The organism is Paenibacillus sp. FSL R5-0766, from assembly GCF_037971845.1.
Classification (GTDB): domain Bacteria; phylum Bacillota; class Bacilli; order Paenibacillales; family Paenibacillaceae; genus Paenibacillus.
The window spans coordinates 333,876-360,418 of record NZ_CP150227.1; the positions used below are offsets into that span (position 1 = coordinate 333,876).

At 45.6% G+C, this 26,543-nt stretch carries 29 protein-coding genes; 20 read left to right on the forward strand and 9 right to left on the reverse strand.

Translation table 11 applies throughout. From position 1 onward, the window contains the following. Nucleotides 1–32 precede the first annotated feature (32 nt). The 7 genes from iolC (at nt 33) to MKY66_RS01565 (ending at nt 7,154) form a co-directional block, all read left to right on the forward strand. Complete coding sequence (iolC, locus tag MKY66_RS01535; RefSeq protein WP_047841171.1) at nt 33–1,043, forward strand: 5-dehydro-2-deoxygluconokinase; 1,011 nt, start codon at nt 33–35, stop codon at nt 1,041–1,043. 100 nt (nt 1,044–1,143) lie between these two features. Then, nucleotides 1,144–2,619 (forward strand): CoA-acylating methylmalonate-semialdehyde dehydrogenase, encoded by a 1,476-nt coding sequence (locus tag MKY66_RS01540; RefSeq protein WP_256704413.1) that lies wholly within the window; start codon nt 1,144–1,146, stop codon nt 2,617–2,619. 68 nt (nt 2,620–2,687) lie between these two features. Continuing rightward, entirely contained in the window at nt 2,688–3,740 is a 1,053-nt protein-coding gene (iolG, locus tag MKY66_RS01545) for an inositol 2-dehydrogenase (protein ID WP_076217194.1), read from the forward strand. A 109-nt stretch (nt 3,741–3,849) separates the two neighbouring features. Beyond that, nucleotides 3,850–4,656: a 5-deoxy-glucuronate isomerase gene (gene iolB, locus MKY66_RS01550; RefSeq protein ID WP_074093115.1), complete on the forward strand. Its 807-nt coding sequence runs from the start codon at nt 3,850–3,852 to the stop codon at nt 4,654–4,656. 128 nt (nt 4,657–4,784) lie between these two features. Further along, nucleotides 4,785–5,792: a LacI family DNA-binding transcriptional regulator gene (locus MKY66_RS01555; RefSeq protein ID WP_076217195.1), complete on the forward strand. Its 1,008-nt coding sequence runs from the start codon at nt 4,785–4,787 to the stop codon at nt 5,790–5,792. Nucleotides 5,793–6,120: 328 nt separating this feature from the next. Continuing rightward, a complete protein-coding gene (locus tag MKY66_RS01560) occupies nt 6,121–6,648 on the forward strand; it encodes a hypothetical protein (RefSeq protein ID WP_076217196.1) in 528 nt (175 codons plus the stop codon). After that, nucleotides 6,645–7,154, forward strand: coding sequence for a GNAT family N-acetyltransferase (locus tag MKY66_RS01565; RefSeq protein ID WP_083657445.1), 510 nt, complete (start codon nt 6,645–6,647; stop codon nt 7,152–7,154). The genes MKY66_RS01560 and MKY66_RS01565 overlap by 4 nt, the downstream gene beginning before the upstream one ends. 148 nt (nt 7,155–7,302) lie before the next feature. Here MKY66_RS01565 and MKY66_RS01570 read toward each other — a convergent pair whose 3' ends face one another. The 3 genes from MKY66_RS01570 to MKY66_RS01580 form a co-directional block, all read right to left on the reverse strand. Then, nucleotides 7,303–7,662: a hypothetical protein gene (locus MKY66_RS01570; RefSeq protein WP_076217197.1), complete on the reverse strand. Its 360-nt coding sequence runs from the start codon at nt 7,660–7,662 to the stop codon at nt 7,303–7,305. A 261-nt stretch (nt 7,663–7,923) separates the two neighbouring features. Then, nucleotides 7,924–8,763, reverse strand: coding sequence for a DUF4261 domain-containing protein (locus MKY66_RS01575; protein ID WP_083657446.1), 840 nt, complete (start codon nt 8,761–8,763; stop codon nt 7,924–7,926). A 78-nt stretch (nt 8,764–8,841) separates the two neighbouring features. Next, nucleotides 8,842–9,198, reverse strand: a complete 357-nt coding sequence (locus tag MKY66_RS01580) for a DUF1304 domain-containing protein (RefSeq protein WP_036608019.1) — start codon at nt 9,196–9,198, stop codon at nt 8,842–8,844. A gap of 265 nt (nt 9,199–9,463) precedes the next feature. Between MKY66_RS01580 and MKY66_RS01585 the strand changes: the two genes are divergently transcribed. Next, nucleotides 9,464–9,997: an MOSC domain-containing protein gene (locus tag MKY66_RS01585; protein WP_076217199.1), complete on the forward strand. Its 534-nt coding sequence runs from the start codon at nt 9,464–9,466 to the stop codon at nt 9,995–9,997. A 13-nt stretch (nt 9,998–10,010) separates the two neighbouring features. On the opposite strand, the gene MKY66_RS01590 is transcribed toward MKY66_RS01585, so the two are convergent. Next, a complete protein-coding gene (locus tag MKY66_RS01590; RefSeq protein ID WP_076217200.1) occupies nt 10,011–10,850 on the reverse strand; it encodes a helix-turn-helix transcriptional regulator in 840 nt (279 codons plus the stop codon). A 28-nt stretch (nt 10,851–10,878) separates the two neighbouring features. Then, complete coding sequence (locus MKY66_RS01595; protein ID WP_076217201.1) at nt 10,879–11,616, reverse strand: WecB/TagA/CpsF family glycosyltransferase; 738 nt, start codon at nt 11,614–11,616, stop codon at nt 10,879–10,881. Nucleotides 11,617–11,873: 257 nt separating this feature from the next. Between MKY66_RS01595 and MKY66_RS01600 the strand changes: the two genes are divergently transcribed. Continuing rightward, nucleotides 11,874–12,323: an SRPBCC family protein gene (locus MKY66_RS01600; RefSeq protein ID WP_076217202.1), complete on the forward strand. Its 450-nt coding sequence runs from the start codon at nt 11,874–11,876 to the stop codon at nt 12,321–12,323. A gap of 176 nt (nt 12,324–12,499) precedes the next feature. Continuing rightward, entirely contained in the window at nt 12,500–14,029 is a 1,530-nt protein-coding gene (locus tag MKY66_RS01605; protein ID WP_076217203.1) for a PAS domain-containing protein, read from the forward strand. A gap of 139 nt (nt 14,030–14,168) precedes the next feature. Here MKY66_RS01605 and pyk read toward each other — a convergent pair whose 3' ends face one another. Next, nucleotides 14,169–15,584: a pyruvate kinase gene (gene pyk / locus MKY66_RS01610; RefSeq protein WP_036607968.1), complete on the reverse strand. Its 1,416-nt coding sequence runs from the start codon at nt 15,582–15,584 to the stop codon at nt 14,169–14,171. 112 nt (nt 15,585–15,696) lie between these two features. Here pyk and MKY66_RS01615 point away from each other — a divergent pair, with 112 nt between their 5' ends. Beyond that, on the forward strand, nt 15,697–16,476 hold the full coding sequence (locus MKY66_RS01615; RefSeq protein WP_076217204.1) for an AraC family transcriptional regulator: 780 nt from the start codon (nt 15,697–15,699) through the stop codon (nt 16,474–16,476). Nucleotides 16,477–16,610: 134 nt separating this feature from the next. On the opposite strand, the gene MKY66_RS01620 is transcribed toward MKY66_RS01615, so the two are convergent. Further along, on the reverse strand, nt 16,611–17,282 hold the full coding sequence (locus MKY66_RS01620) for a phosphatase PAP2 family protein (protein ID WP_076217205.1): 672 nt from the start codon (nt 17,280–17,282) through the stop codon (nt 16,611–16,613). Nucleotides 17,283–17,587: 305 nt separating this feature from the next. Here MKY66_RS01620 and MKY66_RS01625 point away from each other — a divergent pair, with 305 nt between their 5' ends. The 4 genes from MKY66_RS01625 (at nt 17,588) to MKY66_RS01640 (ending at nt 19,774) form a co-directional block, all read left to right on the forward strand. Beyond that, nucleotides 17,588–18,376: a CPBP family intramembrane glutamic endopeptidase gene (locus MKY66_RS01625; RefSeq protein WP_076217206.1), complete on the forward strand. Its 789-nt coding sequence runs from the start codon at nt 17,588–17,590 to the stop codon at nt 18,374–18,376. A gap of 150 nt (nt 18,377–18,526) precedes the next feature. Continuing rightward, nucleotides 18,527–18,763: a hypothetical protein gene (locus MKY66_RS01630; RefSeq protein ID WP_036607962.1), complete on the forward strand. Its 237-nt coding sequence runs from the start codon at nt 18,527–18,529 to the stop codon at nt 18,761–18,763. 394 nt (nt 18,764–19,157) lie between these two features. Next, the gene (locus MKY66_RS01635) at nt 19,158–19,358 is read left to right on the forward strand and encodes a cold-shock protein (protein WP_024633772.1); all 201 of its coding nucleotides are present in this window, start codon (nt 19,158–19,160) and stop codon (nt 19,356–19,358) included. Nucleotides 19,359–19,546: 188 nt separating this feature from the next. Further along, complete coding sequence (locus MKY66_RS01640; RefSeq protein WP_017691121.1) at nt 19,547–19,774, forward strand: cold-shock protein; 228 nt, start codon at nt 19,547–19,549, stop codon at nt 19,772–19,774. A gap of 245 nt (nt 19,775–20,019) precedes the next feature. On the opposite strand, the gene MKY66_RS01645 is transcribed toward MKY66_RS01640, so the two are convergent. Next, entirely contained in the window at nt 20,020–20,358 is a 339-nt protein-coding gene (locus tag MKY66_RS01645; RefSeq protein ID WP_076217207.1) for a hypothetical protein, read from the reverse strand. 164 nt (nt 20,359–20,522) lie between these two features. Between MKY66_RS01645 and MKY66_RS01650 the strand changes: the two genes are divergently transcribed. Beyond that, nucleotides 20,523–21,257 (forward strand): class I SAM-dependent methyltransferase, encoded by a 735-nt coding sequence (locus tag MKY66_RS01650; protein ID WP_076217208.1) that lies wholly within the window; start codon nt 20,523–20,525, stop codon nt 21,255–21,257. 58 nt (nt 21,258–21,315) lie between these two features. Here MKY66_RS01650 and MKY66_RS01655 read toward each other — a convergent pair whose 3' ends face one another. Then, nucleotides 21,316–21,960 carry a GntR family transcriptional regulator gene (locus tag MKY66_RS01655; protein WP_036671927.1) on the reverse strand — a complete coding sequence of 215 codons (645 nt, stop codon included), beginning with the start codon at nt 21,958–21,960 and terminating at the stop codon, nt 21,316–21,318. 321 nt (nt 21,961–22,281) lie between these two features. Between MKY66_RS01655 and MKY66_RS01660 the strand changes: the two genes are divergently transcribed. The 4 genes from MKY66_RS01660 (at nt 22,282) to rocF (ending at nt 26,097) form a co-directional block, all read left to right on the forward strand. Continuing rightward, nucleotides 22,282–23,103: a transporter substrate-binding domain-containing protein gene (locus MKY66_RS01660; protein ID WP_076217209.1), complete on the forward strand. Its 822-nt coding sequence runs from the start codon at nt 22,282–22,284 to the stop codon at nt 23,101–23,103. 23 nt (nt 23,104–23,126) lie between these two features. Further along, nucleotides 23,127–23,783, forward strand: a complete 657-nt coding sequence (locus tag MKY66_RS01665; RefSeq protein ID WP_076217210.1) for an amino acid ABC transporter permease — start codon at nt 23,127–23,129, stop codon at nt 23,781–23,783. A 141-nt stretch (nt 23,784–23,924) separates the two neighbouring features. Continuing rightward, on the forward strand, nt 23,925–25,145 hold the full coding sequence (locus MKY66_RS01670; protein ID WP_076217211.1) for an ornithine--oxo-acid transaminase: 1,221 nt from the start codon (nt 23,925–23,927) through the stop codon (nt 25,143–25,145). Further along, nucleotides 25,135–26,097 (forward strand): arginase, encoded by a 963-nt coding sequence (rocF, locus tag MKY66_RS01675; RefSeq protein WP_076217212.1) that lies wholly within the window; start codon nt 25,135–25,137, stop codon nt 26,095–26,097. Before MKY66_RS01670 ends, rocF begins: the two co-directional genes overlap by 11 nt. Nucleotides 26,098–26,543 lie beyond the last annotated feature (446 nt).

Below are 26,543 nucleotides of genomic sequence, written 5' to 3' on the forward strand. Positions count from 1 at the left end.
AAAATCCCACTACAGAAAGGGGCTCACATGCAATGACTTACGTATCCTTTCCGGTATCCAGGAAGAAGGATTTCACCGCGATTGGTCGCTTGTGCATCGACTTGAACGCCAATGAGATCAATCGCCCGATGGAAGAGACGATGACGTTCACGAAGTATGTTGGCGGCTCTCCGGCCAATATTACGATTGGCATGTCCAGACTGGGTATGGAGACGGCTTTTATCGGTAAGATCGCGGGTGACCAGATGGGCAGATTCATCCAGAGTTATTTGGAGAAGAACGGCATCGACACATCAAATGTAGTTACAGATGACACCGGAGCAGTGACAGGGCTTGCTTTTACCGAAATCAAAAGCCCAACGGATTGCAGTATCCTGATGTACCGGGACAATGTAGCTGATCTGTTATTACAGGCGCAAGAGGTGCAAGAGCAGTTGATTGCTGACTCTAAAGTGCTGCTAATCTCAGGCACAGCCCTCGCGCAGAGCCCATCCCGTGAAGCCGTATTACAGGCACTAACGTATGCGAAAAAACATGGCACAGTTATTGTGTTTGATCTGGATTATCGCCCATACACATGGACATCGGACGAAGAGACAGCGGTGTATTATAACCTCGCAGCCGAGAAATGCGATATCATCCTTGGCACACGTGAAGAGTTCGACATGATGGAGACATTCGACCACAATCCGGATCATAGCGATCAGGTGACTGCACAGAAATGGTTTGATTTCTCAGCGAATATTGTAGTAATCAAACACGGCAAGGAAGGGTCCATTGCTTATACGCGTGAAGGACTTTCCCACCGTGCGGACAGCTATCCGGCAAAAGTGGTCAAAACTTTTGGGGCAGGCGATTCCTACGCAGCCGGGTTCCTGTATGGATTGATGCAGGGCTGGACAATTGAGCGCAGTATGGCCTATGGCAGTGGCGCAGCAAGTATCGTCATTTCAAGCCACAGCTGTTCGGATGCGATGCCAACAGTAGAACAGGTGAATGATTACATCGAACGTTGCAATCGGGGCGAGATTACCGTGTCTTGAAGCTCGTTGCAATACTTTGAATAACACACTCATACAGATCAAACATCAATGATATAAGTTCAACATAAGGGATCACACATAAGCGAAGGGAGACAGGGCTATGGGAAAAGGAATTTCTGAAGCGTCTGCAACAGCGACAATGGTACAAAACTGGATCGGAGGTGCCTGGGTAACCCCAGCGTCAACTCGCACGGAGCCAGTGGTGAATCCGGCTACAGAAGAGGTTATTGCACATGTGCCACTGTCCGAACAAGCGGACGTGGATCTGGCGGTTCAGACAGCACGAGAAGCGTTCAAATCCTGGAGCAGCACACCGGTTCCACGCCGTGCACGTATTCTATTCCGCTACCAGCAGTTGCTGGTTGAACATTGGGAAGAGCTAGCTCGCCTGGTGACGCTGGAGAACGGTAAAAGTTATGCCGAAGCGTACGGCGAGGTATTGCGTGGCATTGAATGCGTCGAGTTCGCGGCTGGTGCTCCGAATCTGATGATGGGCAAACAACTGCCTGATATCGCGACAGGACTGGAGTCGGGCATGTACCGCTACCCAATCGGCGTAATTGGGGGGATTACCCCATTCAACTTCCCGATGATGGTGCCGTGCTGGATGTTCCCGCTGGCTATTGCGTGTGGTAACACCTTTGTCTTGAAGCCGTCCGAGCGTACACCGCTGCTGGCAGGCCGCTTGGCAGAGCTGTTCAAGGAAGCGGGGCTTCCGGACGGTGTGCTCAACATCGTTCACGGTGCGCATGATGTCGTGAACGGGTTGCTGGAACATAAGGATGTTCAAGCGATCTCCTTTGTCGGATCACAACCTGTAGCTGAATACGTCTACACTACTGCATCCAAGCATGGCAAACGGGTACAGGCACTGGCTGGTGCCAAAAACCACTCCATCGTTATGCCGGACGCCGATCTGGATTTAACCGTGAAAGAGATTACCAGTGCAGCCTTTGGCTCAGCAGGGGAACGTTGCATGGCATGTGCGGTTGTTGTGGCTGTGGGTGATGTGGCTGACGAACTGGTACAAAAGCTGGTGGAAGCTGCAGACCGCATTAGCATTGGTAACGGCATGGATGAGGGCGTGTTCCTCGGTCCTGTCATCCGTGGACCACATAAAGAGCGTACACTCAGTTACATTGAAGCCGGAGAGCAGGAAGGCGCGGCATTGATTCGGGATGGACGTAAGGATCAGGCGACAGGTGAATCCGGTTATTTTGTAGGGCCTACGGTATTCGACCAAGTTGATAGCAATATGAAAATTTGGCAGGATGAGATCTTTGCTCCGGTACTCTCGGTGGCAAGAGTGTCTACGCTGGAGGAAGCCGTTGAGCTGGCGAACCGTTCCGACTTTGCCAACGGGGCGTGTCTGTTCACCCGCAGCGGAGCGAGTATGCGTCAATTCCGTGAAACGATTGATGCGGGCATGTTGGGTATTAACCTAGGCGTACCTGCACCAATGGCATTCTTCCCGTTTTCGGGCTGGAAGAAGTCCTTCTATGGTGATCTTCACGCCAATGGCACGGATGGTGTTGAATTCTACACTCGCAAGAAGATGGTAACGGCGCGCTGGTAACAACCAGAGCATCACTCGGGCTAAGGGAACGCCTAGCCCATATGGACGCACATAGGGAGGATAACGGAATGGGCAAGGACAAAGTGAGAATTGGCATCATCGGGGCTGGACGGATCGGCAAAATTCATGCAGACAATCTCCTGCGCAACCCGCATGCCGAGATTGTGGGAATCAGTGACTTGTTTGCAGGTCCTGAATTGGAGGCTTGGGCCTCCAGTCGTGGCATCCCTGTTGTAACAACGGATAGCAGCCAGTTGATCTCGATGCCTAATGTAGACGCGGTGCTGATCTGTTCTTCAACTGATACACATGTGCCGCTAATCGAACAGGCCGCTCAGGCGGGCAAACATATCTTCTGCGAGAAGCCGGTCAGCATGGATCTGGCACAGACCCAAGCGGCAGTAGCGGCAGTTCAGAAGGCCGGTGTAAAGCTGCAAATTGGATTTAACCGCCGCTTCGATCACAACTTCAGACGGATACGTGCGCATGTGCAGGATGGTACGATTGGTGATCCGCATATTATCAAAATTACTTCTCGCGACCCGAGTCCACCGCCTGCGGAGTATATCCGGGTATCTGGCGGAATCTTCATGGACATGATGATCCACGATTTTGACATGGCACGGTATCTGTCCGGGAGTGAAGTGGAAGAAGTATACGCTCAGGGCAACGTGCTGATCAATCCGGTTTTTGCGGAACATGGTGACGTGGATACAGCGATTGTAACGATGACGTTTGCCAATGGAGCGATTGGTGTCATTGATAACAGTCGTCAGGCTGTATATGGGTATGACCAGCGTGTTGAAGTGTTTGGCTCGATGGGCAGCGCCGCAGCGGCGAATGATCATCCAAATACGGCTGAGATCAGTACAGCGGCCGGGCTTATGCGCGACAAACCGTTACACTTTTTCCTGGAACGCTACAATGAAGCATATGTACAGGAGACAGCCCTCTTTATCGATGCAATCATTCATGATACACCGGTTATCGTTAATGGCCACGATGCAGTACAGGCAGAACGAATTGCACTGGCAGCAAAAATGTCCATGGAGCGGGGAAGACCTGTGAAGCTGAGTGAAGTCCCTGGGGTGTCACTGGAATCGCAAACGGCAACGCCATAGGTGGATGATTAAAGTCACTTTTTCTAATAGAGGGCATGAATAGTCCAGGTTTTTGTTTTTATAAGTATCAAGTTGTTGTGGACGATTACAGAAAGGAGTGGATGACAAGATGTCAGAACGTATTGTGAAACCCGTGGTCAACCCGGAGGGAGACGGTACACTTATAAACGTAACACCGGAGTCGGCGGGGTGGGAATATGTTGGCTTTCAGGTAGCGAAGCTGGCGGAGGGGGAGACGCTAACCCGTGAGAGCGGTGATCAGGAACTCTGTGTGGTGCTTCTCAGCGGTTTCGCCAATGTAAGTACCCGGGAGCACACATGGGATAATATCGGAAAAAGAATGAGTGTTTTCGAGAAAATACCTCCGTACTCGGTCTACGTCTCAACTTCCGATCAAGTGCAGATCACAGCACGTACCGAACTGGAAATCGCTATATGTGTTGCACCCGGTAAAGGCACGTACCCGGCTCGTCTCATTGCACCGGAAGATGTAGGGGTAGAGGCACGAGGATATGGCAATCTGGAACGCCAGATTCACAATATTTTGCCGGAACAAAAAGAAGCGGACAGTTTGCTCGTTGTTGAGGTATTCACACCAGATGGGCATTGGTCCAGTTACCCGCCACATAAGCATGATCGGGACGCACTCCCGGATGAATCTTTGCTGGAAGAAACGTATTATTTCCGTGTGCAGCCTGAGCAGGGGTTTGCCATTCAGCGCATATACACGGACGATCGTTCTGTGGACGAGACGCTAGCAGTGAAAAACGGTGAAGTGGTGCTTGTTCCGGACGGATATCATCCGGTAGGCGCTCCTCCGGGGTATGAAGTCTACTATCTGAACGTGATGGCTGGACCAACCCGGACCTGGAAATTCCATAACGATCCTGACCATGAGTGGTTGATGAAAAAGTAAAACAGTTCATACTACGCACATTGTGCTGGCTTCAAGTTGCGTATGCAGACTTCCCCCTGCATAATGAGAAGAGAACAATTATCTATGTATAACGAAATTTATATATAGCACAAATGGGGAAAAAGACAATGAAAGCAACCATATACGATATCGCACGCGAGGCGGGTGTATCCATTGCAACCGTCTCGCAGGTCATTAATGGCAAAGGCAAGATCAGTGAGAAGCGGCGAGCCGAGATTATGGAGATCATGGAACGCCTTCACTATCAACCCAGCGCGATCGCAGCTGCACTTACAGGTAAGCAGACGTATACATTGGGACTGCTCGTACCGGACATCTCAAACCCGTATTTCGCAGAACTCGCAAGAGCCGTGGAGGATCGAAGCCGTCAATTGGGTTACAGCGTGGTCATATGCAGTACGGATAATAAGGACGAGCGGGTAGAGCGTTACCTGAATCTGCTTCAGCAAAAAAGGGTCGATGGCATGATGATCGGAACCGGGATCGATAATGCCGAAATTTTGTCACCCCTCTTGCAGCAGTCTATCCCTGTCGCTTTGATTGCACGTCATATGCCATCCCTGTCGGTTCATACAGTCACCATTGACGACATACTTGGTGGAGCACTCGCAGCGGAGCATCTGCTTGAACTTGGGCACACCCGTGTAGCGGTTCTGTCGGAACCGTCCAAAGTCAGTAGCAGTCAGGAACGTGTACGTGGATTCCGTGAAACACTGATTAAGGTAGGTCATACGCTGGAACCGAATCAGATCCGAGAATCGGCAGCTGATCTGAGCTCGGCCAAAAAAGAGGCGTTACTGTTGCTCGGTGAGAAGGATCACCCGACAGGTTTGTTCTGTTGTAATGACATTCAGGCCATTGGTGCACTTCAGGCAGCCAAAGAGCTGGGCCTACGCGTGCCAGAGGATGTGTCGATTATCGGATTTGATAATACCATTCTGGCTTCGGTGACCAGTCCACCGCTTACGACCGTTGCCCAGCCAATTGAAGAACTGGGACATCGCGCTGTAGATCTGTTGATTGAAGAGTTAAAGGATGAACAAAAAGAGCCACAGAAGATTGTGCTGAAGCCCGAGCTGGTTATCCGAGAATCAGCAGGCCGTGTATTGGGCTGAAAACAAATAGTTTTCGGTGTACGCTGAACAGACGTGAGGCCAAGTCTACGTGTGTATATTCATGCTCGGGATAAGGGTTATCGTCTTACCCGTTCTGAATAGCTAATAAAACAATATAACCAAGTAACAAACAAGCCGCGTTCACCCTATGGGAGAACGCGGCTTGTTCATTTAAATGTTCCATTTTTAGTGTAGCCCAAAACGTCATCGTAATTGAGAGACCAGAGATAAGAAATGACATTGGAACAGAAGGAGTGAGATGTTATACTGGAATATATCAATAATTACCAATTTATATGTTTTATGTAGATCTAGAGAGGGGATTGGGATGATTAAACGAATCAAGATGATTATGGGTATCGCCATGATTATTGTTTTTTTAGCTATTGCAGTGCGTATGTATACCTCTGGTCAATATACTATGTATATCCCCAGCAAACATACGACGTTTCGAGCAGAGGTTACCGATAATATGACGATGCTGGATACATTGGATCGACTGACGATTAGGAAAATTTCCGACAATGAACCGTATAATGAAGATGATGAAATAACGATTACAGATCCCAAAGAGATTAGAGACATGCTGAAGCTATTAAAGGATGTTGATCTTAAAAGAGTACGGGAATTCGACGTTTCCGAAAGGAATCCACATTACTATGAGTGGCGACTCATCATTAATAAAGAAGGCCGCTTTACCAATGGATTTGAACTGACGTTCTATAATGAAAAGTCTATCTCCATTTACAATGAGGCGAAAACGAGAGACGAACTTGAAGACTACGAGATTACCAATGAGTTTAATCTGAATGAGATGGACCGCCTTTTTGAAAAGCTGAAGGAGGAGCAAACATGACCATCATATCCAACTATTATGTACGCCCTATTGAAGAACAGGATATCCCTTTCCTGTGGGAGATGTTATATGCATCCCTGCATAGAAGAGAAGGTGATGAACCTTTTCCAATCGAAAGTATTCATACTCCCGGACTGTCCAAATACGTTGAAGACTGGGGAAGAGAAGGGGATTTCGGGTATGTTGCAGTTGACCAGCAGGGCAAGAGACTAGGTTCAATAACATTACGATTCTATACGGATCAGAATGCGGGATACGGTTATGTGAATGCAGCTACGCCAGAGATGGGGATGGCTGTAACGGAAGATGCACGTGGAAAAGGAATAGGTACCTTGCTGCTTCAGTTCGCATTAGATGAGGTTGAACGGCGGGGAATTGAAGCAGTCTCGCTCAGCGTTGACCCGGATAACCAAGCGATTCGCTTATATAAGCGGTTAGGATTCGTGGAGGAGTCCCTAAATGGTACATCGGTAACGATGGTGCGTGTAAGTAAACTTGAATCTTAAATGATGAGCGTTCGAATCACTGGCAAAACTGAGTAAACCAAGTGGAACTGCAAAAGAAGAGGCGTTTCCTCATGGGAACGCCTCTTTCTGTGTGCCATGTACAGCATCGGTACCTCTCTTATTATACTTAGTCCGTATCACTTCAATATTATTTCAACAAAAATGCCAAAGCCTCGTCATACGTTTCCCATTGGAATTCAGTCTGGTGCACCGACTCTTTGGAGATCCGATTCAATTGCATTTTGGCGATCGCACCACCTACGGCTACACTAGCTCGCTGCATACCCCAGTGTGTCAGTAGTTTCTGGTGTTCCACAATTTTTTCTTTGGTGTCCTGAGGGAAAGCCTTCATGTTCCGCATATCTACTAGCACATCAAACGAATTTCCCAATTGTTCAGCTATTCTCTGGATTTCTGTATTCGCTTGTTCGACATTTTCAGGAGAAACAATACCTTCCCAGATAATTTCAATAATAGGTTTAGTTGAATCCAAACGTCTAACAGACATGTAGGCAACTCCTCGATAATAAAATAATATGTAATATATGAGACTATAAGCCTATTAATTATACCTTTTTATAGCGAGAATGAAAACTGAATTCACAATATAGTGGTTCTTATGGACTATTTTTTCCTAGGGAAGTTAAATTCAGGGATTGTTATCATATCGTCATTGTGAGGAAGGTTAAATAGCTAAAAGCCGCCCAGAGTATGAACTCCAGACGGCTTCTACAACTGTGACATGATAAAGTTAAGATAACTACTTAAATTAGAAGCCAATCTTCAAACTGTTACCTTCCGTTGCTACACCTTTGGAAAGGGAAATGCTCAGCTTTTGCTCTGCCGAGAAACCAAGTGTTTCCCCGTCATGCAGTGTGACGTCGTTCTCAACCACATACGTTGTGGTCATGAACATCATCTCAAATACATCGCTTAAAGACTCAGACGATTGCATAATCTCCATCTCTTCTTTTCCAAAGTTACGTAGTCCGTAAGTGTAAGCTGAAGCGCCTTCGGCATTTTGGAATAATCCGATGAAAATCCAGAGCGAGACGGGCAACTCATCATGTTTGATCCCACGGCTGGTTTCGACATATTGACTGGCTTCAACAACAAGTGGGGCCATGTATATGGCCAGCGCGTGATCCAATTGTAACAAAGCACTCGCTGTTTGAGTGAACAGAACATGTCCATCAATAGCATTTGTTGCATTCAGAACAGAGACAATAATCTGAGACTGGTGCCGTGAGGTAACTTGCTCCGCTTCTCGCCAAAGGATGTTTAGCTTGGCATTCTCCTCAACTTCACGGTCGGGTACAGGCGCGGCAATGTGGGCACATACCACCTGCATCCCATTCACCTCAAAAAAGAGATTGCCCTCCTCCGGGCGTTCTTCAATCTCGATACCCCATTCGTTCTTCATGTTCCTGATGAAAAGGTCAAAATTACAATCGTCACGCTCCAGCAGGACAAAACCCACGATGGTTTCACTGTAATTCGTCGATTCGACAGCACCACCTGCAGGTACTTTCTCCTTTTTGCGCCGCCGAAGCTTGTCAAACAATCCCATGACATGTTCTCCTTCCAATTCCAGAACGATTCTGGTCATTGTACACTGCTATCTATTCACTACCTTACCATAAAGGATTTAAACATGAATCGAAGCAATGCACCTATCGACAGGAAATTAGAGGAACAGGACCAGCAACAATGCAATGATCGCAGGCAAACCTTGTTTAATAATGATCGACCGTGAAGAAGTTGCTCCTCCATAAAGAGCCGCGATAATCACACACGCCAGGAAGAAAATCTGAATATGCTGTCCAACGGCAGCATCCGGATATACGAGTCCCCAGATCAGACCTGCCGCAAGAAATCCATTGTAAAGACCTTGATTGGCCGCGAGAGATTTGGTGGATTTGGCGAATTCCGGCGTGAGATTAAAGGTTTTCATTGTGCGTGGACGAGTCCACATAAACATCTCCATCACCATGATATAGAAGTGTTCGACAGCTACAAGAGCTACAAAAATGATACTAATCAAAGGAAACACCTTGCTTTCTGATATGTAATTTATTTACTTGTCCATCCTAGTATAAATGTTTGCAACAAGAACGGAAAGAGCAAATTTAATTTGTAACAATTTAATTGCGTATTATTAAAATATTTATCGTTTTCCAGTTGAGTTATGATGTTGAAATTAAAAAATGGTTATAAAGGTAAGCATACGCCGATTGTCGACAATCCATTCATTGGGTAATAATGAACAATAAAGAAGTAATATTGCTCAGGAAAGGGCGGAGATTACTATGGGAACAGTTCAATTCGTCATGTTGGCTGATGATCCATCCACATTTGTGACCCGAGTTGTACCTTTTATCGACATTGAGCTTGCAGGAATTCCGGGTGACCGTCATTATGGTCTGCTTCGTCCGGCGGACTCACGTCAGAAAATCTACAAGCGTGGTACACCGATTGCGAATCGCCGCCAGATCAGTATTGTGTCTGAGGAAGAATGTGCTCTTATTGCTGAGAAAATGAACATTCCTGAAGTGCGTCCAGAGTGGCTTGGTGCCAATATACTGGTTCGTGGCATTGATCGATTGACGGAACTGCCTGCTGGAACGCGGCTCCTATTTCCAAACGGGACAGGGTTAATATGTGAAGGGGAGAACCTTCCCTGTATACATCCGGGAAAAATGATTGGACAATTCTACGAACAGGACGGTTTGCGCAAAAAATTCGTGCCTGCGGCTCGCAAAAAACGTGGGATTGTGTGCTCGGTTGAAAGGGAAGGTGTAATCCATACGGGGGATACCATAGAAGTCATTCGCCTGTCCTGATTCTCAGGACAGGTTAATTTATTAGCCCTCGGCGCTCACCATTCAGATGTCTAGAGTGTAAGTACTCCTCTGGTGTACTGCCAATAATGGACTTGAAATCTCGGATAAAATGGGATTGATCATGATATCCAAGATCCTGAGATAGCTTAATCAGGTCACAGTGAAGACCGCGGTCCATCCATTCTGCAGCATTTTGCAGACGATACAACTTGATTACGGTTTTGGGTCCGATGCCCACATACTGATTGAACAGGCGTTGAAGCTTTCGGGTATGCATATTCCAATAAGAAGACAGATCATCCACTCTCAGCATCTCCCGGTTCTGTTCAATCTGTTGTACAATATCGTAAACCATTCTCGCTTGAGCATCTTCAGCAGGAAGGTGTGCACATAATAGTTGATCGATGTAACTGGTTTTATCCGCATCATCCCCTGCCCCAAGAAGCCGGTCTTCCAAGGATTCCGCTGTGACGTCCAGAATACTGGAGACATCCATCGGTTGTCCGTACAATGAAGAGACAGGAGCGCGGAGGAAGGGATAAAACCCTCCTGGGTTGAACTTCACGCCAAATACACGACCTTTCCCGCTCACAAGATAGGAGAATTTACGTCCCGATGGTCCGAAGAAAAACGTATTGTTTCGTTCCACGACCAGATTAACACAGGGGTTAGGCACGACATGTTGGGGATACGGTTCAAGTCCGGTCAGGTCCCACGATACGATCCAGTAATGTTTAACAAAAGGCCGAAGTGCTTCGGAAGGAGCATGGCGTGTCAGTTGATATTTATGGTCACCTTCATTCAGATTCAACAGGCCCATACTTGGTCTGTCTCCTTGTTCTACCTGTTTCATCCGAATCGACCCTCCTGCTCATCTCACTTTATTTAGGTTCTCTGAACAACATTGCCCGGACAGCAAAACGGGGTAAAACGAGTTGCCTGCGCCATCTCGAAGGTTGACTGAGGAGGCGATAGAGCCATTCCAGGTTAAGCTTCTGCCATATCGCAGGGGCACGTTTGGTTTTGCCGGCCACGATATCGAGACTGCCTCCAACACCTATGGCTACACGAGCGTTCAACTGGTGGCGATACTTGTTAATCCAGTGTTCCGCATGGGGGGCGCCAAGAGCCACGATAAGAAAGTCTGGTTGAGCAGTACAAATCTCTTCCACAATCTGTTGTTCCTCATCTGCCTGGAAATAACCATGGTGTCTACCTTTTAAGATAACTCCGGGGTAACGCTGTGCTATGACTTTTACTGCCTGTTCACTTACGCTTTCCTCTGCTCCCAGCAGGTAGAATGACCAGTGTTTTTGATCGCCTTCCTCTAATAAACGAAACAGCAGATCACAACCGGTTACCCGTTCAGTCAATTGTCCGCCCCGAAAACGGGATACCATCACAATGCCGGCACCGTCAGCTGTGACCAACCCGGCTTGATCAACGACTTTGCGAAGAGAGGCATTCTTTTGACAGGACATAACAATCTCGGGATTACCTGTGATGACATGGAATAGTTCAGTACTTTCCTGATCTACGACTTTATCAAGGATCGCAACCGTTTGATCCATCGTGACATTGGGGAAAGGGATGCCCATAATATTGGTTGATTGGCTCATATCTCATTTCCTTTCTAAATTAGTCGCATTACCTTGAACGGACCTGTTATTTCATTCCAGTTTAGTATATCTGATCTTCTGGGAAAGCACTATATGGGCGCAATCCGTTAGGATCATGGTATAACATTCCCGAAAACATAAAGAGCTTATATTTTACCTGTTGTCGCGTTTTTACAATACGGCCTTTGGGGTATAACGATAGGATAGGAGTGCGAGGTTGGCAGATCGCTTATCCAATATATAAAGGGAGTGAGTCCATGGAACTGAAATATGAATTCTTTATCAATGCAGGACTGGAAGAGGTGTGGAATGCTCTAATATCACCAGACGGCACTCGGAACAGCTTTTTCGGCAGTGAACTTCGCACCAATTTCCAACCAGGCCAGCCATTTGCTTATGTAGGCCCAGGTAATGATGGTGCAGAGACTGTCCATGTGTATGGAGATATATTGGAATTTGAACCGCTGTCCAGACTTAGTTATCAGGAGCATCCTGGACCGTCGTACCATGCGAATCATGCCGAGCTTCAATCCAGAGTGGTCTTCCAGTTGGAAACGGTAGGTGAGTGTACGAAGCTGACGCTGATCAATGATCAATTTAAAGATAACCATCCTTCCATTGCGAATGCACAGAGCAGCTGGTGGATGATTCTAAGCAGCATCAAAACTTGGGTGGAGACGGGGAAAACACTGAATTTTGGCTGGTAGCTGGTAAGAGGTAGTCATTTAAGATTTATTTTCATAAAAAATAAGGCAAATAATATAAGAACCAGTGCTGTTTCAGCGCTGGTTCTTGTTTTTATACAAAATTAAGACCATTGCTCTACACTTAATGTCTGATAATGTCGAAATATATATCATATGAGCTAAGAGGAGAAATGAGCATGTTTCGTAAACGTACTGAATCGACCAAACACCTTCGTACAGATGCGCATCAGAAATTATTGGAGTATAGTCGTAAACTGGTAGCAAACGCAGAAAAGGGCGACTATGACGCATGGATCGAAGATGGTATTGAGTTTCAGGATACCGATGAAATAGCTAGTAATATCAAAAAAGCAGTACATATGATGAAAGCTCAAAACGAAGACGCGGAAATGCGCCTTAGAATGCTGAATCAGGCGATGAATGTGGGATTATGGGAATCTGAAATTGTTGCTGGTGATCCACTGGATAACAATAATATCGTCACATTTTCGAATGAATTCCGCCAAATGTTAGGCTTCCATAATGCCAAGGATTATCCCAATTCATTTGCAAGCTGGGCCAAATCGATATATCCGGATGACAGACCCCACCTGGTGCAGGAGATTATGAAACATGTGAATGACACAAAAGCAACAACTGCCTATAACGTCATCAGCCGTATGATTACAAAAAGTGGAGAAATTCGCTGGTTCCGATGCCTTGGACAAGTCATCCGAAATCAGGCTGGAGTTCCAGTCAAACTCCTGGGCATCATGTTTGATATTCATGAGGAGAAGAGCAAGTCTGATGAGCTGGAAGCACTCGTCACCCGATATGATCTGGTTAACCGCGCCTTGGTGGAGGCTCCGTGGGATATGACCGTTGTGGCTGGAGATGTAGTTAATCCGAACAATGAATTTTGGTGGTCACCCCAGTTCCGTAAAGAATTAGGGTTTAAAGACGAGCAGGATTTCCCGAATGTGTTCAGCAGCTGGAGCAGCCGACTTCATCCGGAAGACCATGATCGGACGATCAACGAATTTGCCAGACATATGAACGATTACAGTGGTCGTACACCGTACGATCTGGATTATCGTCTGCAGCGCAAAGACGGGGAGTACCGTTGGTATCACGCGGGTGGGGAGACCATTAGGGATCAGGATGGAGTACCACTCCGTGTAGCTGGAACCATTCGAGATGTTACCCATGAGAAGAATAAGGAACAGATCGTGGAAGCCATGAATCTGAAAACAAAACAACTGTCGGAGTCCATTGGCGAGATGGTACGTGGAATCAACTCGATTACCGATCAGGCACAGGATCTGGTGACTGCGCAGGAATTATCTGCCGATGCAGCCATTCAAGTGAAAAGCAGTGCAGATGATACGAAGAATATCACTGTGTTTATTCGAGAGATTGCGAGTCAGACCAATCTGCTCGGGTTGAATGCAGCCATTGAAGCTGCACGAGCGGGAGAGCTGGGACTGGGATTTGGCGTCGTTGCAGGTGAAGTGCGGAAACTGGCTGATCACAGTTCGGAGGCCACAGTAAATATCGAAGATAGCATGCAGAAAATGAAAACACTGATTGATCAGATTCTTGAGCACATCGGTAATATGTCCACGTTAACGCAAAATCAAGCTGCCCTGACACAGCAGGTGAATGCTTCAATGGATGAGATTAACACCATGTCACAGGATCTGGTTGATTACTCGCGGAATCTATAATCTCAAAGCCGTCTGTTGTAACATCAGAATCATTGGCACACATCATCAACAAAAACCACCGGGAGGCATTGCTGCTCCCGGTGGTTTTTTTGTATTTTCTATATATAGCTAAGATGTGTAGCTTCAGTTTTAGCTTGAATTAAACTTGTTGAACTTTGATCAGGTTTGTATTACCGGATTGACCGATTGGAACACCAGCGGACAATACAATGATGTCACCTTTTTCGATATAACCTGTTTTGATTGCGTTACGCGTAGCCGATTCGAACATTTCATCCGTTGTCGTTACTTTGTCGCCCATAACCGGAATAACACCGGAGAGCAGGCAGATTTTCGCCAATACTTCTTCATGTTGTGTAACTGCGATGATTGGCGCTTTTGGACGATATTTGGAGATCATGCGTGCTGTGAATCCACTCTCAGTCGAAGTGATGATTGCTTTTGCATTCAGTACGAGGGAAGAACTTACAGCGCCCTGACTGATAACTTCAGTAATATCAGCGATCTGTTGAGCCGATTTTTGTGCGAATTGCTCTTTGTAATCGATCATTGTTTCAGCACGGCGAGCAACAGCAGCCATCGTGCGCACGGATTGTACCGGATATTTACCCGCAGCTGATTCACCGGACAACATCACAACGTCAGCACCTTGAAGTACAGCGTTTGCCACGTCACTAACTTCGGAACGAGTAGGGCGTGGGTTCACTTGCATGGACTCCAGCATGTGTGTAGCTACGATAACCGGTTTACCAGCGCGGTTACATTTATCGATCATTTCTTTTTGCATCATAGGTACGTCTTCGATCGGCACTTCAACCCCGAGATCTCCACGAGCTACCATGATGCCGTCAGATGCTTCAATAATATCGTCCAGGTTCGTCATACCTTCCTGGTTTTCGATTTTGGAGATGATCTGTACGTGGTCTACACCGCGTTCTTTCAAAATGCTGCGGATTTCACGGATGTCATCGCCTTTACGAACAAAGGATGCTGCGATAATTTCGATATCGTTTTCGATCCCAAATCCGATGTGCATAACGTCACGCTCGGTTACACCTGGCAATGTCGTTTTGATTCCTGGCAAGTTAACCCCTTTGCGTGGTTTCAGAATGCCGCCACTGATGATTTTACAATGGATATCGGATCCTTCCACAGACAGTACAGTCAGATCTACAAGGCCATCATCGATGAGGATACGATCGCCAGGTTTCACAACGAGGTTCAGTTCTGGATAGTTTACAGAGATGCGCTCAGCGTCACCGAGAATTTCTTCGGTAGTCAGGATCAGCTCTTTACCAGCTTGCAGATGGCAGGATGCTTCTTTCAGTTTACCGATACGCACTTCCGGCCCTTTGATGTCCATCATGATCGGTATATAGGTGTTCAGTTCGGAAGCTGCTTTGCGGATATTATTAATCCGTGTAACGTGATCTTCCAGTTCGCCATGAGCCATGTTCAGACGGGCAACGGTCATACCTTCCTGAATCATTACTTTTAACAATTCGATTGAGTCACAAGCAGGTCCCATGGTACAAATAATTTTTGTTTTTAACATGCTAATTTCCTCCTCATATTTAAGCTTATATGTGTATTGTAGCGTTTTCTGTCGAATCAGGGTATGAACTATAGTACAATGATTAGAGTATAGTCCGATAATGAGGTGTGTTATGATCACTCCACTTGAAGTACGACATATTAATGGTGTCGGTTGGTACGAAGAAGCTGTGCAATCTCAAGAAACTTGGCGGCTTAGCTTGGTTACTTATGGAAAATGTGTATATTGGGTGAACGGTGATAAACAGATCATGGAAAAGGGTGAATTGCTCCTCATTCCAGGTGGTACCCCATATTACGGCAAGAGTATTCCTACAGTAACGCACACACAGATTGTAATTCAACTGCAACGCGACCATACGGAAACTCTGCCTGCACTGGAACGGTATGAGGCTTTGCGGCATAAACCTGGATGTTATGAGCTGATCCATCAACGCATGAGCGCTATTTATCAACAATGGCAGGAGCGTCCGTCTTATTATGTCATGATGAGCCAAGCCTTATTGATGGAAGTGTTGATTTATATGAACAGGGAGCTTGATCGTGGAGTTATCCCGCCGGAGAGGCATAATCATGTTGAACGGATGAAGCGATATATTGAGCGGCATTATCGGGAGAAAGTAACGAAGGAAGAACTCGGGGACGAGATCAATAAAACTCCCAATTATGCTGCCGCATTATTCAAAAGCATGACAAATCAGACCATCAGTCAATATGTCCATGATCAACGGATGAAACGAGCCATATATCTGCTCACCGAGTCACAACTCTCCATCCAGGAAATTGCCGAATTTCTCGGCTACCGGGATCTGTCTTATTTTTACCGCATATTCAAACGTATAACCGGAAGTCCACCGTCTGACCTTCTTCATGAACGGCCACCTATAGCATGAAACGCGTAGTCCAACCCAAATAAAGTTCTTCTATATAATTAGGTTTAATTCAATGAGTACAAAAAAAGAGGGCTTAGGCCCTCTTTTGCTGTATAGCATGATCATCATCCCACCTGTTACATCAATAAATGTCGTTATACATGACTGCTTGGGTTAGAAGCTGTGAGTGGCTGCTTGCTTTTTTTTCGTGCTTGCCCAAGACGAAGAGCAAAGACATGTACAGCCCAATACGCGGCCTCAGCAAACAAAATGCCTCCAGCGATGTCCAGCAAGGAATGCTGTTTAACAAACACCGTTGAAGCAATAATCAACCACAGCCATACCGACCAAGAAATCCTTGCCAAAGGCTTAAAATTCAAGTGTCTGTTGATAACAATAAACAGCAAGTAGCTGGTCAGAACGTGAACACTTGGAAAACAGTTGAATGGCGCATCATTGGTATAGATGAACTGTACTAACACGCTGCTCAGATCAGTTCCGCCGATCTCCGGGCGCGGGACATGGGTAGGGAACACCGCAAAACAGACATTGGCAGCCATGACACCAACATTATAGGTAATCAACGTACGCCAGAATAGCGACTTGTTCGTCAGACCCAAATAGAGAAATCCAAGATACAGAATAGGCATCCAGCTAATGTACGGATAAATAAATTCTTTGAGAAAAGGAATCTGTGTGTCAATCCAAGCATAATTGTAGAAGACATCACTTCCGGTGTTGCTGCCTAGAAATACGTAAATGGAGCCTTGGAGCGGTATGCACAGAATAGCCAGTAAATGCCCCCAGCGCTGAAAGAATGCTTTCATAGTATCCCCCTGATTTCATTATGCATTGTGAATCTATCGTTAATGGGTACTTCATAGATATATGACGCTGAAGAGTCGCGACACCCCTGCAACTTTGAACTCTTGTAATACTATAATGGACAGATAAAGGTATAAGCCATACCTGATTTTAGGGGAAAAGAGGTTAGGATAAGTCTCTTTTTTGTTACTTTTATAGTTTTATCCATAATAGGAATATTCAATATACGGATGATGTGATACAACTATATTGGCATATAAGTTCTTATGACAACGGAGAACATAAATGAAACGAGGTAGGCAAATGTATGATTAATCTGCAATCCAAGCCAAAACATTCCTTTTCCGAGCGCAAACCTGTGCTCACCGTTGTAATTATTGAGCTGCTTCTCCTGTTAGCCGTATTTGCTGCAGGGGCCATTGCAACGATAAAACAACTGGACTACACTTCCCCTGTACTCATTTCCTTTACACCCATCGCCATTGTTCTGATGATCTATCTGACGTTAAGACGCAAGTGGGGAGAGACTGGCTTCCGATCTTTGCGAAGTATCCCGGCTGGCCACGCAAAGTATTATATTCCACTACTCCTTGTACTGGGTACAATTGCCCTGAAAGGATTTGGGGAGTTGAGCTTGTCACGGGTAGCCTTTTTCATCTTTTTTACCTTGCTCGTAGCTTTTGTTGAGGAAACGATCTATCGTGGGCTTATTTTCAAGACCTTGCTTCAAAAAAGTGCAGTGGCCGCAGTTGTGACCTCCAGCATCTTGTTTTCGATTACACATCTGCTGAACGCATTGTCTGGTCAGGATATAACGGATACGATCATGCAATTGATCTATGCGCTGCTCCTGGGAGCTGTACTGGCGTTATTGATGCTGAAGAACGGAAATATCGTACCGCTTATATTGTTTCATTTCATACATAATCTGATTCAATTTCTAGGGAATGATTTGGAGGACACAGGGACACTTTCTTACGATCTGTTTATACTGACAGTACTGATTGCTCACTGTGCATGGTTAGTGTGGAGCAATCGCACACATTCGTCCATTCCTTCCAAAGGGAGTGAGCAAGCGAATACGGTTGTTCATTAATGGTATTGCGGGTATTGCTTGAAGGTAGTTATCATACAGTTTCCCGTCAGCAGTTGGATCATGGTATACTTCAGTCTGGCGGGAAGACAGATATGTTCATGATACGAGGTCTGCCTATCCGTACATTAGGTTTAGACAGTAGGTGATATAGTGGAGAAGACAGCACAAGGTGTAGCAGAATGGATGGTACAGGAGATTAAATTCACAGGAACACTTCATCAGGAAGCTGCCATAGAATATGTGAAGACCCATTTTGGTGAAGAGTTTGTTTTTGTGAACGAGAACGGCAATACATCATTGTCCAAGGAAGTGAAGAAGGCTTTCCGAAAGCTTCATCGTGGGCAGATCGCCTGGGATCGGGATGCATTTATGTGGGCATGGACATAGTGTGTTATACTGGAGTAAGATGATTCATTGGTTGTGTTGGATATGCATGTCAAATATTATATAAAAAATGTATAAGATGGATTAGATCTGCATATCCTTTCATAAGACCGTACACAAGCGACCAGGCACATAAGCGTGATAAACCCTGGCCCCACGCGTGTTAATAACATGTATTTCCAAAGCTGTTTGAAAAGAAAATACAAAGATTTGCTTTTTGGCTCAAATGGAGTTATAATAAAAACAAGTTGTAGAGAGTGGAAAACCTAATTCATATATTGTAAAGGGCGATCACTTATAGGTTTATGACTGGTACCTTTTTCAATGTGTGAATTTTTATTTGCTTGCTGCAAAGAACAAAGGAACATGTTAATCTTTATTTGGAGGTGTAATTCACATGCAAAACGGAACAGTAAAATGGTTCAACGCTGATAAAGGCTTCGGTTTCATCGAAGTTGAAGGCGGAGAAGATGTATTCGTACACTTCAGCGCTATTACAGGCGAAGGCTTCAAAACGCTGGACGAAGGTCAACGCGTGCAATTTAAAATTGTACAAGGAAACCGTGGTCCTCAAGCAGAAGAAGTTGTAAAACTGTAATTAAAGCATAGCTGCCTTTAACATGTTATAATGGTAAAGGCAGCTTCTTTTTTTTGATCAGTTATATAAAATTCGGCCCATTAGTTGTCGAGGCAGGAGTTCGGTGGGACGTGAAACTTCCGCTAAGTGTAGGCTTCTGTGAAATAACGTCGGTTAGATGTTTTTCCATAACAAAGGGGGTAGAAGTCATGTATAATCGCAAAAAACCGTTGGAAGAGATTCCACAAGCTGATGCGGCAATCTGGGAATGTACGAGTGATACGTGCAAAGGATGGATGCGGGACAATTTTGCGTTTGATAACGTACCTACTTGTCCGATATGTGCTTCTGAGATGGTCAGCACGACTAGGATGCTACCATTGCTTGAGAATTCGAATAGTAATCTGAAAACGATGCCTAAAGGAAATCGGATTTAACATAGCTTACCCGCCTCTAACGAGGTGTTTTTTTTTAAGATTAAATAGACACCCTGTGCGAAGGTAAGGGTATTAAATATGAAGTTCCCGGCATTCGTTTTAGCGAATGCCTTTTTTTGTATCATTTTTTAACAGGAAATATAGTGTGATCGATGTGAATCATATGAAAAAGATAAAGACCCTTTTCGCTATAAGCAAAAAGGGTCTTTGTTATGACTACAATTTTACCACGATCAGATTGGAATTTAGATGAATAGGAATGGCAGCAGGAAAAGTGTTGCTACCAGAGCCAGTTCGATCCCTGCTCCATAGCCGTAACCCCGACCGTATCCATATGGACCGTAGGCCGAAGAATTAACTTTCTTTGTTGCAACAGCCTTTTTCTTGCTGCTTTTTACCAGCTGCTGTTTGGATTTGACTGAACACAGCCGTGGTCCCTCGAAACACCCGTTCAAATAAATTTTGCCATCACGACATTGACTAAGCGTACCATACATATGCTTACCGTCGTTCATAACGAGACAAACGGAACGTCCAACGTGCGGAGAAACCGTTTCTTCACATACCCGATTAATTCTGTACATGCAAATCCTCCTCATTAGATGCGGTTGCCGCTTGAATTCAACGGTTTGTATATCATAGTAAAAAGAAGAGCAATTGGTATGGACGAGTACCCGGAAAAACGAATGGGGAGGAGCCGTTTTTGAGTCTGCTCCATACACTGGGAGAAGTGAGGAGGGGATGTCGCGTGGATTATCATGACATGCTGGCTCGGTTAGGGGAGGGAAGTGCCCATCCTGGAGGATTTTTGGCAACATTGAAGTTGCTGGATGGCTTATCTCTGCCTGTGAGTAATCAGATTCTTGAGATAGGGTGCGGCACTGGGAGGACTGCGTGTTACCTGGCTAAAAGTGGATATCGGGTAACGGCGATTGATCTTCATCGAAATATGCTGGATAAGGCAGTTCGGCGAGCGAGACGAGAACGGGTGGATGTTCGATTTGTTCAGGCGGATGTAACATCGTTACCTTTTCCGGAAAATCATTTTGATGTGGTATTTGTGGAGTCGGTCACGATCTTCACCCCATGGCGGAGTGCACTTGCTGAGTATAGAAGAGTGTTGAAGCCCGGAGGACTTTTAGTGGATCGGGAGATGGTTCTATCAGGCCAGAAGACCGAATTGATGTGTCGCAGGTTAAAGCAATTTTACGGTATACGAACCCTGGTAACGGCCACAGCATGGAGAAAACGCCTCAAGCAGTGTGGTTTCACCAAGGTAGAGGTCAAAGAACATTCGCGATCCATGGGAAAATGGGGCGTTGATCATGATCCACATCGCGAGATCGATATGAATTGGTTTGAGGATGAACGTATGCAGCGTATGAGTCTTACCAATGATCGTTTGCTCGCGAAATACGGCAAAAAGTTGGGATATGCTGTTTTTGCGGCTAGGGCACCGTTGGAGGTAAAAAACGAAAAATAGGAAAAAGACAACTCACACAATCGTGTGGGTTGCCTTTGTTTTGTTCTGACAGTACGTACTACAGCATATCGTTGTCGATAATCCGCCAGTGGTGTTTGAGCAGGGCTTCCAGTTGGTTCTTATCTTTGGCTCGAAAAGCACTTAAAATTTGCCGGTGCTCTTCATTAACTTCGAGCAGTACCTCAGATAGCTTTGGTTTATTATCACTAACATACGACTGCCGGATGAAACTGTTCTTCAATGTGTTTAACATCTCAATGACTGTGGCGTTACCACATCGCTGAATGTACAGATTATGGAACTGATATTGGTTCTTGTTGTAAGCAGCAAGATCAAGCTGGCTGATATCTTCGTCCATTCGAACAACCAGAGTTTCCATCTCCAGTAGTTCGGATGGTCTGAGATGGTCTGCTGCAAGTGTGGCAGCAAGTGCCTCCAGCACACCGATCGCTTGGGAGAACTCCAGTTTTTTGCCTGCATCAAAAGGAGTGACAATAAATCCCCTGCGTGGGATGTATTGCAGCAGATTGTCTGAAGCCAGCTGGAAAAGCGCCTCCCGAGTAGGCGTGCGACTGATGTCCAGCTTTTTGCATATTTCTGCCTCGTTGATCTTCTGGTTGGGAAGTAACGTCCCGTCTTGAATCTTCTGGGCAATGTAATCATATACGTGATCTTTCAAGGACCGGTATTTGGGTACCTCCATACCGAATCCTCCTTTCTATGTATAGTGAATAAATAGATGGGTGTGAGGCCGTACTGTACGCGCCGTTCAGGAGTTTCAAGTTTTTATCATCTTAACACCGAGGGGGAAGTTGGGCAAGCAAACTTCATGTTTCAGCCGATGTAAATGCCGTGTTATATATAGCACATTTTATGGAATTAAAGCGTATAAATGTTTAAATAATGATTGTGATAAACCAGAATGTTTGTTAGTATTACTTACATATAAGTCCATATATTGTCTTGTGTATATTGTATACAAATCATTATGTTTCTCATTCAAAAAAGAATAGGGGTATGATGTGTGAAAAAAGTGCTGTTGCCAATGATGCTGTTGTTAGTGGTTGTGATCATGTCCGCATGTGGGCAGGAAAAAACGACAGGAACCGGATCGGAGCCAGATTCATCCTCGGGAAATAGCTCGACAGAAAAGGAAGTCATTGTACTTGGAACCAGTGCAGACTATGCACCCTATGAATTTCATAAGAAAATCGATGGTAAAGATACCATTGTAGGTTTTGACATCGAGATTGCCAAAGCAATTGCGGCTGATCTGGGAGCCGAGCTGAAGATTGAGGACATGGACTTTGATGGCCTTCTTATGGCCCTTGGTACAGATAAGGTTGATTTTGTAATATCAGGCTTAACCCCTACCGAAGAAAGAAAGAAGAATGTTGATTTTACGGATATCTACTATTATGCAGAGCAGGCTGTACTTGTTAGAGGAGGGGAAGGTTCGGAATTAAAGTCCATAGATGATCTATCAGGCAAGCAGGTTGGTGTGCAAAAGAGTTCCATTCAGGAAGGGATTGCTCAGGAAATAGAGGGAGCAAAGCTCACTTCTCTGGCCAAAATACCTGAACTGATTCTGGAGTTGCAGACAGGACGTGTAGACGCACTCATCCTGGAGAAGCCGGTGGCTGAACAGTATGTGAAGAACCAAGAGGGGCTTGTTGTTGCAGGTGTGGAGATTAAACAGTCTGAAGACGAGGGTGGTTCGGCCATCGCGGTGAAGAAAGGTAATCAGAAGCTGCTGGATCAGATCAACACTACATTGGAAAAGCTCAAAACGAACGGAGATATTGAACGGTTCGTCGTTGAAGCGAATGAGATGCTCGGCGAATAAACCGGACGAGTGAGGGATATGCCGTGAATTTAGATTTTTCCTTTCTATTAGAACATTGGCAGGACTATGCACGAAGTGCGTGGGTTACGCTTGAACTTTCCTTCTTCGGTGTATTGTTTGGTACGTTACTTGGTGTGATCATGGCATTAATGCGATTATCCCGAATATGGCCAATTAAATTTGTGGCATCGGCGTATATTGAACTCATTCGAGGAACACCGATGCTCGTACAGATTCTTATTATTCATTATGGTCTGACGGTTGTAGGTGTGAACTTGCCGGCATTTATGTCAGGGGTGGTGGCTCTGACGATGAATAGCTCGGCTTATATGGCGGAGGTGTTCAGGGCCGGGATTCAAGCGATTGATAAAGGACAGACCGAGGCTTCGCGCTCCCTTGGTATGACACATGGTATGACACTTCGCTATATTATACTGCCTCAGGCTTTTCGTAACATGCTTCCAGCTATCGGCAATGAATTCATTATTATCATTAAAGATTCTTCGCTTGTCTCCATGATCGGCATAGCCGAGATTATATACACGGCCAGAACGATTCAGGGTGTTACGTTCCAGCCGCTTGCTCCGCTGCTTGTTGCCGCCGGCCTCTACTTTATCATCACATTTACACTGGCTAATTTACTCTCTTGGTTGGAACGTAGACTGTCTACTTCTCGCTAACTATTGATAAAGGATTGGATTCGAGAAAGGCTTGGAGTAGGCTGGAGTGGAAAAAGAGAGATGTAGTCGTAAATGGGGATAGCATCGCATACATTGTTATTGTATTTTGTATACAATATTTTGGAAAGGTGTTGGGTGTGTATGTCAGATTCCAAAATGTTAATTGATTGGTCGGAGCGTTATGCTGCACCTAATTATCATCCGCTCCCTATTGTTATTGAACAGGCGGAAGGGGTATGGGTGGAAGACCCTGAAGGCCGCCGTTATATGGATATGTTAAGTGCATACTCTGCATTGAATCATGGTCATAGACATCCTGTGATCATACAGGCGCTTAAGGATCAGGCAGATCAGGTTACGCTGACATCACGGGCATTCCACAGCAGCTCAGCTTCTCTTTTTTATCAGAAACTCTCACAATTCACGGGGAAATCGAAGATTCTCGCCATGAATACAGGAGCGGAAGCGGTGGAGACAGCGGTGAAGGCGGTACGCAGATGGGCTTATCGTTGCAAAGGTGTACCGGAAAATCAAGCCGAGATTATCGTATGCTCTGGTAACTTTCACGGAAGAACTCTGACGGTTACGTCCTTTTCTTCTTCAGCGGAGTATAAAAAAGATTTTGGACCGTTCACACCTGGATTCCGGATTATTCCCTATGGAGATATTGAAGCGCTGAAAAAGGCCATTACGCCAAATACGGCTGGTTTTCTTGTAGAGCCTATTCAGGGCGAAGCTGGAATCGTTATCCCGCCTGCTGGATATTTGGCTGAAGCTTTTGCTCTGTGTAAGAGCCAGCAGGTTTTGACTGTATCTGATGAGATCCAGACCGGATTTGGAAGAACAGGTCGCCGTTTTGCCTCCGACTGGGAAGGGGTTGAACCAGACATCTGGATTATGGGCAAAGCGCTGGGGGGAGGAGTCATGCCCATCTCGGCTATCGCTGCTGATGCGGAGATACTTGATTTGTTTGAGCCGGGGTCTCATGGTTCTACGTTTGGGGGTAACCCACTCGCTTGCGCCGTGGCTATAGCAGCTCTTAAAGTTCTTGAAGATGAGAAGCTTGCCGAGCGATCGGAGCGTCTGGGGAACTATTTTATGAAAAGACTTCGAGATATTCGTAGTTCAGCCATACGGGATATTCGGGGGAAAGGCTTATTTATAGGTGTTGAATTGCATGAGCCAGCCCGTCCTTATTGTGAGCGTTTGATGTCTACTGGACTGCTGTGTAAAGAAACCCATGAGACAACCATTCGATTTGCTCCACCACTGACAATTAAAGAGTCTGAGATTGACTGGGCACTGGAGAGAATTGAGCAGGTATTGATCATCAATGAGGGAGCTGACCTACATGAAAAATGAAGATGATATCCATGGTGGAATAATTAAGACTTCTATTGATACAAGTCAAACATCTGTACGGCGTATTGCTATCATTAAGGTTCCTTTTGGACTCGGTGGAGCGAGAGGTGGAGCGGAGTTGGGGCCGGATGAATTGATTACAGCTGGACTGAAGCGGGAGATTGCGAGTCTTGGGCTAGTGCTCTCCAAAGAAGTGCGGGTAGATTGTCCTTCTGAAGCTGCTGCCCCTACTGAGCGGAATCGTGTAAAACACTTAAATGAGGTACGTCAGGTCAGTGAGAAGGTGTGTAGTGAAGTATCATGTGCAGTAGAGGAGGGAGCTTTTCCACTTGTGCTTGGGGGAGATCATAGTGTAGCGATTGGTACTTTTGCCGGGCTAACAGCGCACTATTCGAATTTGGGTGTGATCTGGTTTGATGCGCATGCAGACTTGAATACGGAAGAACGCAGCTTGACCGGTAATATGCATGGGATGAGTGTGGCTGCATCCTTGGGGCATACTGCATTCAATCTGTCACACATTGCTGGAGCAGGCGCGTTTATTGATCCGTCCAACTTGGTCTATATTGGTCTGCGTGATCTGGATGAGTATGAGAGAGAGCAGATTAAGGGACTGGGAATTCGAGCATTTACGATGCATGATATTGACCGGATGGGAATACAGCAAGTTATTGAGCAGGCAATAGCTATAGCTGGGAAAGGGACAGATGGTATTCATGTCAGCTTTGACCTGGATTGTCTGGATCCACGTGAAGCTCCGGGTGTAGGCACACCAGTACCGGGTGGTTTGAATTACCGAGAAGCACATTATGCATTGGAGATGCTTGCTTCCACAAATCAAGTTACGTCCATGGAACTGGTTGAGGTGAATCCGTTGTTGGATCGCAATAGACACACGGCACGACTTGGTGTGGAACTGATTGCTTCGTTACTTGGTAAGCGCATATTGTAAGCACTGAGAAGTGAAGCGGAGTGTGTAAGCTGTGCCTGAGGAATGTACTTTATTTATTATAGAAGGAAAGAAAAATGTGATCTCTGAAAACCGGGGCTAGTACACAATCAATTGTTCACTGCAATCGCAGTGGAAGTGGCTTCCCTGGTTATGTTTAATGGATAAGTATATTAGAAGTGCCGTAATGAGGATGCTGAGAGTTATTTCTATAGTACAGGAGCGTCAGATTACATATCGTGCTGATGATGTGGGGTGATTATCATTTTTGAAAAAAGACTTGCAATTGAAATCTGTACATGATATATTCTAATTCCGGCCAAGAAAACACGGTTTACACGGTGCGGCAAGCAAATGAAATAAGCTTCGAAAGAAACTTAAAAAAGAGCTTGCAAAGTTGGTTCGGACATGATATTATATAAGAGTTGCTGAAGAGAACAACATTCGGT

Coding starts and splice junctions, on each gene's coding strand:
- iolC (WP_047841171.1), top strand. CDS start 33: ATGACTTACGTATCCTTTCCGGTATCCAGGAAGAAGGATTTCACCGCG.
- MKY66_RS01540 (WP_256704413.1), top strand. CDS start 1,144: ATGGGAAAAGGAATTTCTGAAGCGTCTGCAACAGCGACAATGGTACAA.
- iolG (WP_076217194.1), top strand. CDS start 2,688: ATGGGCAAGGACAAAGTGAGAATTGGCATCATCGGGGCTGGACGGATC.
- iolB (WP_074093115.1), top strand. CDS start 3,850: ATGTCAGAACGTATTGTGAAACCCGTGGTCAACCCGGAGGGAGACGGT.
- MKY66_RS01555 (WP_076217195.1), top strand. CDS start 4,785: ATGAAAGCAACCATATACGATATCGCACGCGAGGCGGGTGTATCCATT.
- MKY66_RS01560 (WP_076217196.1), top strand. CDS start 6,121: ATGATTAAACGAATCAAGATGATTATGGGTATCGCCATGATTATTGTT.
- MKY66_RS01565 (WP_083657445.1), top strand. CDS start 6,645: ATGACCATCATATCCAACTATTATGTACGCCCTATTGAAGAACAGGAT.
- MKY66_RS01570 (WP_076217197.1), bottom strand. CDS start 7,662: ATGTCTGTTAGACGTTTGGATTCAACTAAACCTATTATTGAAATTATC.
- MKY66_RS01575 (WP_083657446.1), bottom strand. CDS start 8,763: ATGACCAGAATCGTTCTGGAATTGGAAGGAGAACATGTCATGGGATTG.
- MKY66_RS01585 (WP_076217199.1), top strand. CDS start 9,464: ATGGGAACAGTTCAATTCGTCATGTTGGCTGATGATCCATCCACATTT.
- MKY66_RS01590 (WP_076217200.1), bottom strand. CDS start 10,850: ATGAAACAGGTAGAACAAGGAGACAGACCAAGTATGGGCCTGTTGAAT.
- MKY66_RS01595 (WP_076217201.1), bottom strand. CDS start 11,616: ATGAGCCAATCAACCAATATTATGGGCATCCCTTTCCCCAATGTCACG.
- MKY66_RS01600 (WP_076217202.1), top strand. CDS start 11,874: ATGGAACTGAAATATGAATTCTTTATCAATGCAGGACTGGAAGAGGTG.
- MKY66_RS01605 (WP_076217203.1), top strand. CDS start 12,500: ATGTTTCGTAAACGTACTGAATCGACCAAACACCTTCGTACAGATGCG.
- pyk (WP_036607968.1), bottom strand. CDS start 15,584: ATGTTAAAAACAAAAATTATTTGTACCATGGGACCTGCTTGTGACTCA.
- MKY66_RS01615 (WP_076217204.1), top strand. CDS start 15,697: ATGATCACTCCACTTGAAGTACGACATATTAATGGTGTCGGTTGGTAC.
- MKY66_RS01620 (WP_076217205.1), bottom strand. CDS start 17,282: ATGAAAGCATTCTTTCAGCGCTGGGGGCATTTACTGGCTATTCTGTGC.
- MKY66_RS01625 (WP_076217206.1), top strand. CDS start 17,588: ATGATTAATCTGCAATCCAAGCCAAAACATTCCTTTTCCGAGCGCAAA.
- MKY66_RS01635 (WP_024633772.1), top strand. CDS start 19,158: ATGCAAAACGGAACAGTAAAATGGTTCAACGCTGATAAAGGCTTCGGT.
- MKY66_RS01640 (WP_017691121.1), top strand. CDS start 19,547: ATGTATAATCGCAAAAAACCGTTGGAAGAGATTCCACAAGCTGATGCG.
- MKY66_RS01645 (WP_076217207.1), bottom strand. CDS start 20,358: ATGTACAGAATTAATCGGGTATGTGAAGAAACGGTTTCTCCGCACGTT.
- MKY66_RS01655 (WP_036671927.1), bottom strand. CDS start 21,960: ATGGAGGTACCCAAATACCGGTCCTTGAAAGATCACGTATATGATTAC.
- MKY66_RS01670 (WP_076217211.1), top strand. CDS start 23,925: ATGTCAGATTCCAAAATGTTAATTGATTGGTCGGAGCGTTATGCTGCA.
- rocF (WP_076217212.1), top strand. CDS start 25,135: ATGAAAAATGAAGATGATATCCATGGTGGAATAATTAAGACTTCTATT.